This window comes from Methanosarcina sediminis (assembly GCF_052056915.1).
Lineage (GTDB): Archaea > Halobacteriota > Methanosarcinia > Methanosarcinales > Methanosarcinaceae > MTP4.
In genome coordinates, this window is record NZ_CP195119.1 from 228,832 (window position 1) to 242,269 (window position 13,438).

The 13,438-nt window shown below is 45.0% G+C and carries 5 protein-coding genes; 1 reads left to right on the forward strand and 4 read right to left on the reverse strand.

Annotation, left to right across the window (positions count from 1 at the left end; translation table 11 throughout):
- The first annotated feature begins 807 nt into the window (after positions 1-807).
- The gene (locus ACSAZK_RS00975) at positions 808-3,537 is read left to right on the forward strand and encodes a NosD domain-containing protein (RefSeq protein ID WP_440955575.1); all 2,730 of its coding nucleotides are present in this window, start codon (positions 808-810) and stop codon (positions 3,535-3,537) included.
- 482 nt (positions 3,538-4,019) lie between these two features.
- On the opposite strand, the gene ACSAZK_RS00980 is transcribed toward ACSAZK_RS00975, so the two are convergent.
- From ACSAZK_RS00980 to ACSAZK_RS00995, 4 genes are all read right to left on the reverse strand, one after another.
- Positions 4,020-5,192 (reverse strand): hypothetical protein, encoded by a 1,173-nt coding sequence (locus tag ACSAZK_RS00980; protein ID WP_440955576.1) that lies wholly within the window; start codon positions 5,190-5,192, stop codon positions 4,020-4,022.
- A gap of 69 nt (positions 5,193-5,261) precedes the next feature.
- Entirely contained in the window at positions 5,262-7,565 is a 2,304-nt protein-coding gene (locus ACSAZK_RS00985) for a PKD domain-containing protein (protein ID WP_440955577.1), read from the reverse strand.
- Between the two features lie 712 nt (positions 7,566-8,277).
- Positions 8,278-10,578, reverse strand: a complete 2,301-nt coding sequence (locus ACSAZK_RS00990) for a DEAD/DEAH box helicase (protein ID WP_440955578.1) — start codon at positions 10,576-10,578, stop codon at positions 8,278-8,280.
- A 588-nt stretch (positions 10,579-11,166) separates the two neighbouring features.
- A complete protein-coding gene (locus ACSAZK_RS00995; protein ID WP_440955579.1) occupies positions 11,167-13,080 on the reverse strand; it encodes a threonine--tRNA ligase in 1,914 nt (637 codons plus the stop codon).
- Positions 13,081-13,438: the final 358 nt, after the last annotated feature.

The following is a 13,438-nucleotide window of genomic DNA, read 5'->3' on the forward strand; positions in this document are numbered from 1 at the left end:
TTTGAGAAAGATATTGAAGATTTTTATAATCTTTTGTTATAAATTTAGTTTGATCATATATTTACTTTCTTATTTATTAATATAATTTCATAAAAAATACATAGAGAGTTTTGGTAAAAAACAGTAATATAAATCCTACGATGAGAAAACGCAAACAAACCTTCACCAAACGGATCCGGAAAAACGGACTCAGAAAATAAAAATAACAAAAAGAATAAATTTTGGCTACGGAACTGCTTCCCTTGACCCCCAAAAAATCGCTTCGTGCTGAATAGAGATGAGAGCCTCCGCCAGCTTGCCTGGCAATCCTTTCTGAAAATGAAAATTAAAAATTAAGAAAATCTATAATTACATGACACCTAAAAATATTAAGTCTTTTTTTAATTTTGAGTAATTTTTTCTATATATCTCATGTCGCTTTTACTTTCTACCTATCCCTTTACCTTTATTTAGGAAAGCCGGACTGCACCCGGGAAGAATAGTCCAGAACAGAATAGTCCAGAACAGAATAGTTCAGGACAGAATAGAAGGAAATAGATTCGGCCAAAAATATTGAGGATTTAAAGGTAGTACAAATTTCCTAAAAATTAAACTGAAGAATTTTCGATGAATGTAGTTTATGGCTCTCGCGATTGATTTTTTGCCAATAAACAACCTACAAATTATACGTGGATTAAAATATAAGAACATTCATTATTATTTAATACATTAATAAAGATAAAAATCGATATTTCATTCAAAATAAATTGAAAATCGATATTTCGTTCACTTTTTACAATACAAGCAAACACTTCAGCAGGAATACCTATGAAAAATAAGGGAAGAATCCGAAAAAGAAACAGGAAAATAATTTACCTGAAAGCAATTGTAGCGGTTCTTATAATATGCACAGGGATCACCGCGGCAGAAGAAATTCATGTTTATCCCAGCAGCGACCCCAACGGGCGTGCAGTACGTGATATCCAGAATGCCGTGGACGGAGCGCAGGATGGGGACACAATTATTGTACACAGCGGGGATTATACCGATTGTGTTGAAATCAGTAAGAATTTAGCAATCAGGGCGGAAGCTGGTGTTACAGTCCGTGACAATCCCATGATAGGTCTTCCCGTATTTACAATCAAAAGCCCGGCTAATTCGGTAAGTATTAGCGGATTTACCATAAAGCGCAACAGTGCTTCCATAGGTATCAAAATAGAGGGAGCAAACTGTACGATTGAAAATAATGAAATTGAGGGTTATAATGGAAATGGCTATTTAACAAGTGGTATTTCCCTGATTTCTTCCGAAGGCGCCACGCTTTCCAATAACCGGGTTTCTGCCTGTATCACGGGCATATCGATGGATTCTTCCAGCGCAAATATTTACCTGAATGATTTCATAGGGAACAGTCAGGACTTTTCTTTTGGCAGCAATCTGGACATCACCTGGAATACTCCGGAACCCGTGACTTATACATACGGCGGCAGGGAATACTACGGCCACCTTGGAAACTACTATAACGGTTACACCGGCACTGACTCCAACAGAGACGGCGTTAGTGAAATCCCTTATGAAGAAAGGGACCTCTACCCTCTCTGTCTGCAGGCTTCAAATTACGTAGTAGGGGAAAATTCGGCTCCTGACGTCGAGCTCAACGAAGCCTTAAACGGATCCGTTATATCGGGGACAATAAACGTAAACTCGACAACAGTTGACGGGGACGTGGACTTCTGCAGCTTTGAATATTCCCCGGACGGAATGAGCTGGAATGAGATCGGAAAGGCTGAAACAGGCACCTTTTTGGGAGATTCCGACCTCTGGAGCGTGGAGTGGGACAGCACAAAAGTTGACAGCCGTGATTATTACATCCGTGCCAGTGCGACTGACAAAGGCGGGCTAACAGGAAGCGACCTGATAACAGTCACCGTGAATAATCCTGTCCGGAACATTAACACTGGGAAGAGATTTGTTTCGATCCAGGAAGCCATTGATGACACCGGGACTCTTGAAGGGCATACCATTCTCGTGGAGGAAGGGACATACCGGGAAAATGTGGAAGTTACAAAGAGCCTGACCATCTGCTCTGAAAGCGGGTCCGGACTTACAGGGGTTCAGGCTCCGGATTCCGGGAAGCCCGTATTTAACATAACTGCCAATTCCGTTACGATCAGCGGTTTTAACATAACAGGGGCTGAATATCCTTATGCCGGAATCTATCTAAGAAGTGCAAAGAACTGTACTTTCGAGAAAAACGTACTTTCTGAAAACTTCGGCGGCATAACCCTATTTTATTCCTGTAACAACACAATTTCCAACAACACAGCCTGCAACAATAGCTACGGAATCGGGCTGGAACAGTCCGGTAACAACACAATTTCCGGCAACGCAGCCTATAATAACTCTGAGAATGGCATCTGGCTGGAATCTTCCGACAGGAACACGCTTTTCGAGAATACAGCCCTTAATAACTCCAGATACGGCATATATCTGGCTTCGTCCAGCAAAAACATGCTGGAAAAGAACGAGGCCTGTAATAACTCTGAGCATGGAATCTATCTGGCTTCATCCAGTAACGACAACACAGTTTCCGACAACACAGCCTGTAATAACTCTGAATACGGTATATACCTGGACTTTTCCGGCAACATCACACTCTCCAACAACACAGCCTTCAACAACACCTTTGGAGTCAATCTGGTCGAATCCGGCAACATCACACTTTCCAACAACACAGCCCGCTACAATGCCATTGGAGTCAACCTGGTCGAATCCGGTAACAATACACTTTCCAACATCACAGCCTGTAACAATAGCTATGGAATCCTGCTGGTGCAGTCGGGTAACAACACATTTTCCAGCATAACAACCTGCAATAACTCTGAGTGTGGAATCTCGCTGGCTTCATCCAGTGACGAAAACACGCTTTCCAGCAGCACTGTAAATAATAACGACTGCGGTATCTATCTGGCATTTTCCAGCAACAACCTCATTTACAACAATTACTTCAACAACACAAACAACACCTACATTGAAGGCCTAAACACCGGAAACCGCTGGAACACCACAAAAGCCTCGGGCCTAAACACCATTGGCGGCCCATATCTTGGCGGAAACTTCTGGGCAAGCCCGGAAGGCATGGGCTTTTCCGAAAGTGCAACCGATGGAAATTACGACGGGATCTCTGATTTCCCATATAGCTTCATGGAAACAGGAGATAATGTCGATTTCCTCCCGCTTGTAATCCCATCCTCTGTTCCTGAGGATACGACACGGCACAGAGGGGGCAGCGGGACAGGAGAAGCCAGAATAATCCCCGCCGTGACAGAAGAAACGGCCGGGACACAGGAAGCTGAAGAAGAATCTGAGCTTTCCCCTGACCAGGGAACGCTAACTCCTGCAGGGGAAACGGATGCCTCCGAAGAGCCTCCTGCTTCTGAAACGCCAAAAGATTCCGGGGAAGAAAGAAACGGCGAGGAGCAGAAGACACCAGGGTTTGAGATTGCATTTGCACTTTCAGGTCTTCTGGGAGCTCTCTACTTCGCAAGAAAGGAATGAAACAAAATAGTCATTGAGGGTCATCTTTTCCCCTCTATTATTTTTTTTCATTTTTTCTCTTCTTTCCTTCTTCTTTTTTCTTAAGCGTATTTTTGCTACCCTCTTCAGTATAACGCTTTGTTCGACTCCCCATAAACCGTTCTGTCCTGAAAAAGAGGTGAAAACCTCCGCCAGCTTGCCTGGCGGCCCTCTCCGAAATAGAAATTAAGATAAAAAAGATTGGAACTGCAACTAAATTTAATATTAATTCTGTTTTTAATATTGAGCAAAACAGCCTTCAGCCCTCAAGATATTGCTTTTACTTTCTACTCATCTTTTAATTTTCATTTTGGAAAAAGCCGGACTGCGTCCGGGACAAGAACGACGCAGGAAGGCTAATACGGTTGTTCCGGCTTTAGTTCAGTAATTCTGCAGGAGGTGTCAGGAGGTAGTAATCAATTAAGATCTGCAAGTAAAGGTGGGAGGGGAAATAGCCCCTTTTATTAAATCCCGCATGTATCAATCCCACTGGAAATACCGTAGATGGAATTTAGTATCTGGCTGAAAACGCTGTCATCGGTGCCATTATATTCAATTGACGTTTCTTCATTCTCAATATTCCTTCCATCACCTGCCAGCTTAACCAACCATGCATTCCTATTTTTGACGCCCGCGGCTACGTACCCGCCATCTGAAGTTTCCTGAACTGAATAGAGCGTACAATTCGGAAGCTCTTTTAGCCATTCTTGATTACCGTCGCTGTCCGTTTTGAGTATGAAAGCAGAACCGCCTGTAACGAAAGACAAAGAATCGTTATACTTTCCCGTCACCACATAACCATTGTCTGAAGTCATCGAAATAGAGATTCCAACATCATCCTTCGGGCCGCCAAAGGTCTTATTCCACAGCTCCTGCCCAGATTCATCGATCTTGATGAGCCAGATATCATAACTGTTTGATTCATTTGACCTGGTTGTGCTGGCAATTACATATCCACCATCAGAAGTCTGCTTAACAGGATATAATAGAGGATTTAATGTTTCAAGACTCTGGTTTTTGCCAAAGGTATTATTCCATTGCTGATTGCCGCTTACATCATATTTAGTTATCCTGATATCATAATCAACCAGAAGAGAAGCGAAATAACTTCCAATTTCATGTATAACCGTATCTCCAATTATGTATCCCCCATCAGAGGTACGTTCAGCCATATATTGGAGATAGTCCTCGTGAGTGATTTCATCAGATACCTTGTTCCACATCTCATTTCCGTTCCTGTCAGTCCTGACCAGCCAGGGCTCGGCATAACCGGAAGGAAATGTATAACCCGATAACACATAGCCTCCATCTGAGGTTTGCCGGGTAACGTACCCCTCATCAAAATACGTTCCCCCGAAAGTCTTATTCCACTGCATATTCCCCTTATTGTCAACCTTGATAAGCCAGGCATCCGGATAGCCTTTTGTCCCTTTACCGTATGAATATGTTGAACCAGCAGCTATGTACCCGCCATCTGAAGTCTGTTCAACGCATCTGAAATTATCTTCACTACCTCCGCCGAAAGACCTGTTCCATTGTTCTGCAGGTGCTGCTGCAGCCGCTACATTCAATGGTTGTATTAAAAGAACCAGAACAAGAAATAGCAGGCTCATTTTATACTCAGTATTCTTAACCACTCTATCACCTCTAAAACACAGTGCCCATTCATTACTCAAATATGGTCAGAGCTTACAATCAACATTTTTTCATTTAACTGATGCTTTTTTATTGCTTTCCTTTATCCAGAATGCAGCTAGGCTTACAACTCCGGAAACGATTTCAAATCCAGGAGTTTTTTTGCTTCCTTTTGCAGGATTGCTTTTCTCTTTTGTTGATATCGCACCGTCGCCATCTATTCCTTCACTTCTGATGCTGCTTTTTTCACCGGAACTATTTGTTTTCAGCACAAATATCGTAGCCTCTTTTGAGGCTGTTCTGTTTGCATTGCTTACTATCAGGTTAACGGTATAGGTTCCTGCTGAAGAGTAAGCATGGACCGGGTTTTGGTTCGTTGAATTAAACCCATCTCCAAAGTCCCAGTTCCATACAGTTGCGTTCTGCGAACTGTCATTGAACCGGACCGAGAGAGGAGCGTAACCGGATGTAATATTGCTACTGAAGTCTGCAACAATAAATGCTGATTGCTCTGGATTTACTTTCAGAATAACAAGACCGTTAACCCCCTCTCCTACATAGACATAATTTCCGGAAACTGCAATATCAAAAGCAGAACCGACATAGCGCCCTTTAAGAATTGGGGAGGAAGGATTGCTGATATCGACGATCACAAGACTGTTATCAACGACTAAATAGGCGTAATTTCCGGAAACTGCAACCTCCTTAACATATCCTTCAGGATTGTAGCTTCCTTTAAGTACTGGAGAAGAAGGATCGCTTATGTCAATAATCGCAAGGCAATTATTGCTATTGACTACGTAGGCGTAATTACCGGAAACTGCCACATCGAAAGCATACTCAGCATCAGGGTAACTTCCTTTCAGAACAGGAGAAGAAGCATTGCTGATATCAACAATCAAAAGGCCGTTTCCTTCATCGGCTACGTAGGCGTAATTTCCGGAAACTGCAACACTCTTAATGCATCCGCCATAGCCATAATCTCCATTCCAGATAATTGGAGAAGTGGCATGAATTCCTTTCAGAAGCGGAGAAGAAGGATTGCTGATATCTACGATGAAAATACCGTTAGCATAATCGATTACATAGGCGTAATTGCCGGAAACTACAATATCCTGAGCCCATCCGCCAGTATTGTAATTTCTGATTGGAATCGGAGAAGAGGGATTACTGATATCAACAATCACAAGATCTTTGCCATCAGCTATATAGGCGTAGTTGCCGGAAATTGCAACACCTTGAGCATTTCCGGGAGTGTCGTAACTTCCTTTAAGAGCAGGAGAAGAAGGATTGCGAATGTCAACAATCATAAGACCGTTATAATGATCGGGTACATAGACGTGATTACCTGAAACTGCAACACGTTTAGCCCTTCCTATAGTGTCGTAATTTCCTTTAAGAGTAGGAGAAGAAGGACTGCTAATGTCGACAATCACAAAGCCATTATCTTTATTGGGTACGCAGGCATAATTGCCGGAAACCACAACACTTTTAGCATATCCGGAAGTATCGCAGCTTCCTTTGAGAGTAGGTGAAGAAGGACTGCTGATATCAACAATAACGAGACCATTATCATTATCAGCTACATAGGCGTAATTACCGGAAACTGCGACACCCAGAGCAATTCCGGGAGTGTCGTAGCTTCCTTCGAGAGCAGGAGAAGAAGGATTGCGAATGTCAACAATCACAAGACCGTTATTGCCATCGGCTACGTAGGCGTAATTACCGGAAACTGAAACGCTGTAAACATCTCCTGTAGTATTGTAGCTTCCTTTGGGAATCGGAGAAGAAGGATTGCTGATATCAACAATTAAAAGACCATTATCATAATCGGCTATATAGGCATAAATGCCGGAAACCGAAACATCTTCAGCATATCCGGAAGTATCGCAGTTTCCTTTGAGAATCGGGGAAGAAGGATTACTAATATCAACAATTATAAGACCATTATAAAGATCGAGTACATAAGCGTAATTGCCGGAAACTGCGACATCGTAAGCAGATCCTGCATAACGTCCCTTGAGAATCGGAGAAGAGGGATTGCTGATATCAACAATTAAAAGACCATTATCGTTATCGGCTACATAGGCATAATTACCGGCAACTTTTATGTCTACTACAAAACCTTTTGTCATAATCTTACCCACCAAAACAGGCGAAGAAGGATTAGTGATATCCAATATCAAAAGATCCTGCCCCTGTCCGACGTAGGCATAATTGCCAGCGATATCAACAGCCTCTGTCGTCCCGCCAAAATGCCCTACCAATTCCATGCTAACATCAAGAGCAGACGCTGCCCCGGCAATCGGTCCTGTGATCATTACCAAAAAAACAACAAATATAAGCGGGTGAGTTATTTGTCTATTTATTTCCATTAATTATACATCCTGTCCTTCAGGTTCTCATTCTCATATTCTCAAGGAGGTCAAACCCTTAACCACAGATCTTTTTATATTTTCATTCGAATAGAATCTGGTTCTCCAATCAAACCTTGAGAACTTATAAAGGGTTTAGAATTATATTGAAAGTAGTTGGATAAAAATCCCGGCGTTTGATTGGCACTGATGCCGATTAACTTACGTGGGTATAATTCATGTACTTTAAAAATTGAGAAAGTTTGCAATGTGTGGGGAAAGGTAGGAAAGGCATTTGAACTCTATGAATTCCTTAAAGTTGCCTCCTTATAAGTTTTCCGGCCATACCATCAAACTATCCGCTTTTCATACTAATTTCAGATTTGCAGTTATTTATTGAAGTTTGATTGTTTGATACTGTGGCCGGTAAACTTATATGACAAGGCCTGCTACTAGTTTTCAATGAGAATATCTTAAAACATAGAGTCGAAACGAGTAAAAATGCATTCGGGTTGTTTCGGCGACATCTATTTTTAAATTTTTTATAATTTGATAGCCTGAAGTTCAGATAAAGGGAAAGGCAAAAGAAATTCTTATGTGGAACTCTGAATTCATTAATGAACCCATGAAATAATAAGCAGAAGAGTAATAGTGGAGAAAAGCGAACTTTTCTCCGAAAAAAAGCTTTCTCGAAAAATGGGTTTTGCTTGAAAAAATCAGTTTGCTTGAGCCTTTACTTCTGCCTGATGATATTCTTGACCTGGCGGTCCCATTCGGTGGACTCGAAAAGCTCCTTGAGCTCGGGGGAGTCTTCAATGAAACAGAAGCCCCAGTAGACCGCGGGCATGAATTCGCGCTTCCACTGATCTTTTTTCTTTTTATCCAGGAACTGGTAGGTCTCTTCCGAGGAGAGGCGGTGCACGAAGCCGAGCACTTTCAGGAGTTCGGGGAGGGTCTTTTGGGCGGAACCGATTTTCAGGCATTTGAGCCGGAAGCTGTCTATCCGCTTGAAATCGGGTTCGAAGCCAAGGGTCTTCAGGATCCTGGCTTTTTCCTGATAGGAAAGGTGCTTACAGGAATATTTCAGGGAGTTCAGGGCCTGGAGTTTCAGGAGCCATTCCACTTCCCCAAAGACTTTTGGCTTGTGCTTTCTTGAAGTGTCTTTAAGGCGGCGGTCTTCGTAGGCTTCACGCTTGAGTTTGTTGACGGAAGCGACCAGTTCGACAAGTTCCTCGGCATCCCCGGCATCCCGGAGCCTGAACCTGAGAGCTCCACGCATGAGTTCCCGCTTTTCCCGTTCAAAAGCCCCGATGTCCCTTTCCTCGGTTAGGGCCAGCAGGCGGGAATAATACCTGACCCGAAGAGCTGTTGGCGGGAGGCGCACAGGAACCTCCACGGGTTCCGGTCCTTCGGTTTTTCCTCTGCCTCTCCCTTTCCCCCTTCCTTTTCCTCTGCCTTTTTCCCCGCCAGGACCTTTTTTACCGGCACTGAAATCGATCTTTTTCAGCTCGATTCTTCCTTCCCTGATCGCCCGGGAGGAGTCCCCTTCGGAGAAGAGTTCCTCAAGGCGGATTTCAGGCTGGAGCATCTGGATCTGCTCAACTTTCTCCCCTCCGAAAACCCCTTCTCCGAAGTGCTGGTAGAGGGAATCGATGTTATCGGCAATTTCGAAGATGTTTCCCCTCTTTTTGCCCGTTTCCGGGGAGAGCCGAGTTACCCTTCCGAGCTGCTGCTCGAAAAGGCGCATACTGAGGGTGGGCCTGAGGAGGACAAGGGCTTCAAGGGCAGGGAAGTCGAAGCCCTCAATCAACATGCCAACGGTGCAGAGGATAAAAGGAGCCTTTTCCGGGTCCCTGAAAGCTTCGATGAGGGCTTTTTGTTCATCTTTCGAGAGTTCCGAAGAGATAAAAGCCGCAGGCTTGAAAATCCCGGGTGCTGCGTAGTTGTCGAAACTCATGGGAAGTACGGGGTCCGGATCACTTTCGAACTCTTCGGCGGCGATTTCCTCGTTGAAGATTGCGGAGGCGAGCTTGGCATGGAAGGCGTTAATCTTTTCATCCTCGCTGCCGACCCCGTAGACCTGTTTCCGGACCGGGGCGCAAAAGACCAGGGTCTTTGCATTTCCCCTCCGGATTTTAGACTCATACACCTCTTTGGCAAGCCCGGTCCGCCGGATAACTTTCTTGATTCTATCCGCGGTGCTGCAGTCCAGGAAAAGGTCCTGACGATCAAGTTCTGCCAGGCCTTTTTCAAAGTCAAAGACCTCCAGGATGTCTTCACTGCTCTCGGCAATCGTATACTTCAGGTTAGCCAGTTCTTCGTCCAGGATACATTCGGGCAAACTTTTTCCGTAGACCTCCCGCATATCCCCGGAAATCTCGTCCACGAACTTGACGTTTCCCACAACCCCCTGGAACGGGGTCGCAGTCATGCCCAGGATCCGGGTCCGGTCCCCAAAAGCGTTCAGGAAATCGTTGCCCCGGTTGTTGATGAAATTGTGGATTTCGTCCACTATCGCAATATCGGCATATTCCAGAAGCAGCTCCTTGAGCTCCGCGCTTTGTTTGCCGAGCACGGTCTGGAGGGACGCGAAGAGCACAAAACCTTCAGCACTTCCTTCACTCCTTTTCACCTGTTCTCCCTTTCCCTCCCCTTTATCATTCCCTTTCTCTCCCCTTACCTTGAGTTCTTTAAGTTTATTCAGAAGCTCTTTTCGATCGGTCTTGTGTGCCGAGGAAAGGACAGCACTGTTCGGGAAAAGGGGACGGTCCTTTTTCCTGTCATAATAGGTCTGGGTCAGGAGCTGATTATTTTTCGAGACCAGGAAAAGCACGAGCTTTCCCTCCTCATAGTATTTTTTCATGATGTGCTTTGAGAGGAAGGTCTTACCCCAGCCCGTGGGGACCTTGATGTAGCCCCTCTGCTGAGTCTCGAAATACTGCAGTATATCTTCAAAGATCCTCTGCTTATCTTTCCTTAAAGTTTCCAGTTCAACGGTTTCCATGCCGACCACGGCCTTACCTGAAATTGTCATTTCTACGCTGTTCCTGCGCTTCTCTTAATGAAGCATGCTTTTTGGGCTTCCGTGTGTCCCCCTCGTAACTGCGGTACACCGGGTCCCTGCGCTTCTCTAAATGAATCATGCTTTTGGGATTTTCTTGGAATCAGTGCAAAGGCTATCAAGCAGCCTTCCGGTAAACGGTATTAATACCGCACACAAACGAAAAATATTGAAAAATAATCCCACAATCTGTCCGGCCCCTTATCAATACCAGTCAGAAAGTACAATCAAGGGTTTATCGCCAAAAGTAAGCTAAGATTCAATTAAACTAAGATTCAGTTAAACTAAGATTCAGTTAAACTAAGATCCAGTTAAACTAAGATTCAATTAAACTAAGATTCAATTAAACTAAGATTCAATTAAACTAAGATTCAATTAAACTAAGATTCAGTTAAACTAAGATTCAATTACAAATGATATTCGGTTACAAATGATATTCAACTAATTGATCGGAGAGATATATAAATTATTCCAGATTACAAAGAAAAACTTAAAGAAAGAGCAAGGATTCTGATTTTTTAACCCTGGCTCTATAAAGGAAAAACGGAAAAAACCGGAAGTTTAAAGGAACTTCGGCCTTTCCGAGAGGTATTTTGCAAGCGGCAACCCTTTGTACGGCTTGCCTGCGGTTTCTGCCCTGATCCTTCCGGAAAGCTCTTCCGGGGTCATCTGGACTTTCATGGGCTTCTTTTGTTCGGACTCTTCCCGGACGGTCACGTTGATCGTGCCTTCCTCGACTTCCGTATCCCCGATAACCACTACATAGGGGACCCATTCCCTGCCAGCTTCCCTGATCTTTTTCCCGATGGAAAGTTCCCTGTCATCAATGTCCACCCTGCAGCCCAGCTTCTTTGAAACTTCTTCTGCAAAGTCCATGTGTTTTTCGGAGATAGTGATGATCCTGACCTGGGTCGGGGAGAGCCAGACCGGGAACATGGGCACTTTCCCTTTCTCGGTTTCCATGGCGGCCTTTTCAAGGAGGGCGTAGATGCAGCGCTCGATTGCCCCGCTGGGGGAGCAGTGGAGTACGGTGGGCCTTTCGGCCTTGCCTTCGGGAGAAATGTAAGATATATCGTAGCGTTCGGCGTTTTCCACATCGATCTGGACAGTGGAAAGGGCACTTGCCTTGGCAAGGGCGTCTACGAAATTGAACTCGAACTTGAGCACGAAGTAGAAGAAACGGGTGTCCCACATCTCCACGAGCACGGGTTTGTCCACGGTTTTTACCATGGAGTTAACCAGGTCCCTGTTAGACTCGTAAAAGTCTTTCGTGAAGCGGATTGCAACCTCGTAGTCATCGACTTCGATTCCCATGTTCTCGAGTACGCTTATGCAGAGCTTGTACTGCTGCATGAACTGGTCCACGGCCTGGCCCATGTCCGGGCAGAGGGAGTGCATATCCGGCATGGTAAATGCCCGAAGTCTTCGCAGGCCCACGAGTTCTCCCCGCTGTTCCTTCCTGAAACTGTAGCGGGTCATTTCGATCATCTTCAGGGGGAGGTTCTTGTAAGAGATCGTCATGTCGTGGTTCATAAGGAACTGCCCGAAGCAGGCTGCAAAACGCAGGAACATGTGGCGCTTGTCCGACTCGATGGAGTACTGTCTTGCCGGGAAGCGGTCCAGGTACTTTTTCAGGGTCGGGTGGTTCATGTCGTACATCAGGGGGGTTTCCACTTCCATTGCCCCGAATTCGGATGCGACATCAAGCACGTAGTTTTCCATCAGGGACTTGATGAGCCTGCCCTTGGGGTAATAGCGCATGTTCCCGGAATCGGACCCCGGTTCGTAGTCGGCAAGTTCGAGCCTGCGCATGAGTTCCACATGGGGCGGGGCTTCCTTTACTGCCCTGCTCTTGGAAATCTCATAATTCACGAAATCCTGAAGTTTCGGGTAAGGAGAAAGGTCAAAGCCTTCGACCTCATGGAGTTCCCCGTCAGGGGTCAGGATGCGCCAGTAGGACCTGGCGGTGTCTTCGGCTTTCAGGGCTTCGGAAACTACTTCTTCCTTTTCTTCAGCTACAACAACCTTTTCCCCGCAAACGGCCGGAGCTGCTCCTTCAGGAAGGATGGTCCGGGACAGTTCCGAAAGGGGGTGGCCCTTACAGCTTATCTTGAAAGCCTTGTACCAGCCGAAGGGAGCACGCTTGACCTCATATTTACCGGAAAGGGCAGCTTCGACGCCTTTCAGGACTTTAACCGCCACTTTCGGGGAAGAAAGGTCCGAGCTTAAGTGAGCGTAAGGATAGAGCATGATCCGGTCGGTCTTGACCTGGGATGCAACCTTTTCGATTTCCGAGACCGCCTTTCCGATTGTTTCTTCAGGGTTTGTCTCGTCTGCACTCTCCACAGCCATGAATGCGGTGAGGGCCTCTTCAAGCCTTCCGGACTTTAAGGAGTCTTCGATTTTTTCAGCTACCGGAGTCTGTTTTTTGGTTTCGTATTCTATATAATCAGAATGAATAAGCAATAATTGCATTGAATCACCTGTGCTCTCGGAACCACTGGAGTCAAGTTCCAGATAAAGTTAGGTTTGTTGATTAATTTTTTGATTGCATGCCTTTTGGGGGCATGCGGCCTGCACAGCGGGCCTGTTCAGGTTTCCGGAAATTAAGTAAGAATATATGACAGTCCTAACAGCGTACAGTGATATAAAGCAATCCCTTTTACCGGTATATTTCCGTTCACAGAGACAAGAGGTCCCGGCAAAATTCCGATAAAATTCAAAACCGCTGATGTTTCAGAAGAAGAGCTGCTACGTAGTACACCCCGGGTCCGGGAACTCAACAGAACGGATTGAAAATAGATTGCGGTATTTTATCAAATCTAATTGCTGT

Coding starts and splice junctions, on each gene's coding strand:
- ACSAZK_RS00975 (WP_440955575.1), top strand. CDS start 808: ATGAAAAATAAGGGAAGAATCCGAAAAAGAAACAGGAAAATAATTTAC.
- ACSAZK_RS00985 (WP_440955577.1), bottom strand. CDS start 7,565: ATGGAAATAAATAGACAAATAACTCACCCGCTTATATTTGTTGTTTTT.
- ACSAZK_RS00995 (WP_440955579.1), bottom strand. CDS start 13,080: ATGCAATTATTGCTTATTCATTCTGATTATATAGAATACGAAACCAAA.
- ACSAZK_RS00990 (WP_440955578.1), bottom strand. CDS start 10,578: ATGACAATTTCAGGTAAGGCCGTGGTCGGCATGGAAACCGTTGAACTG.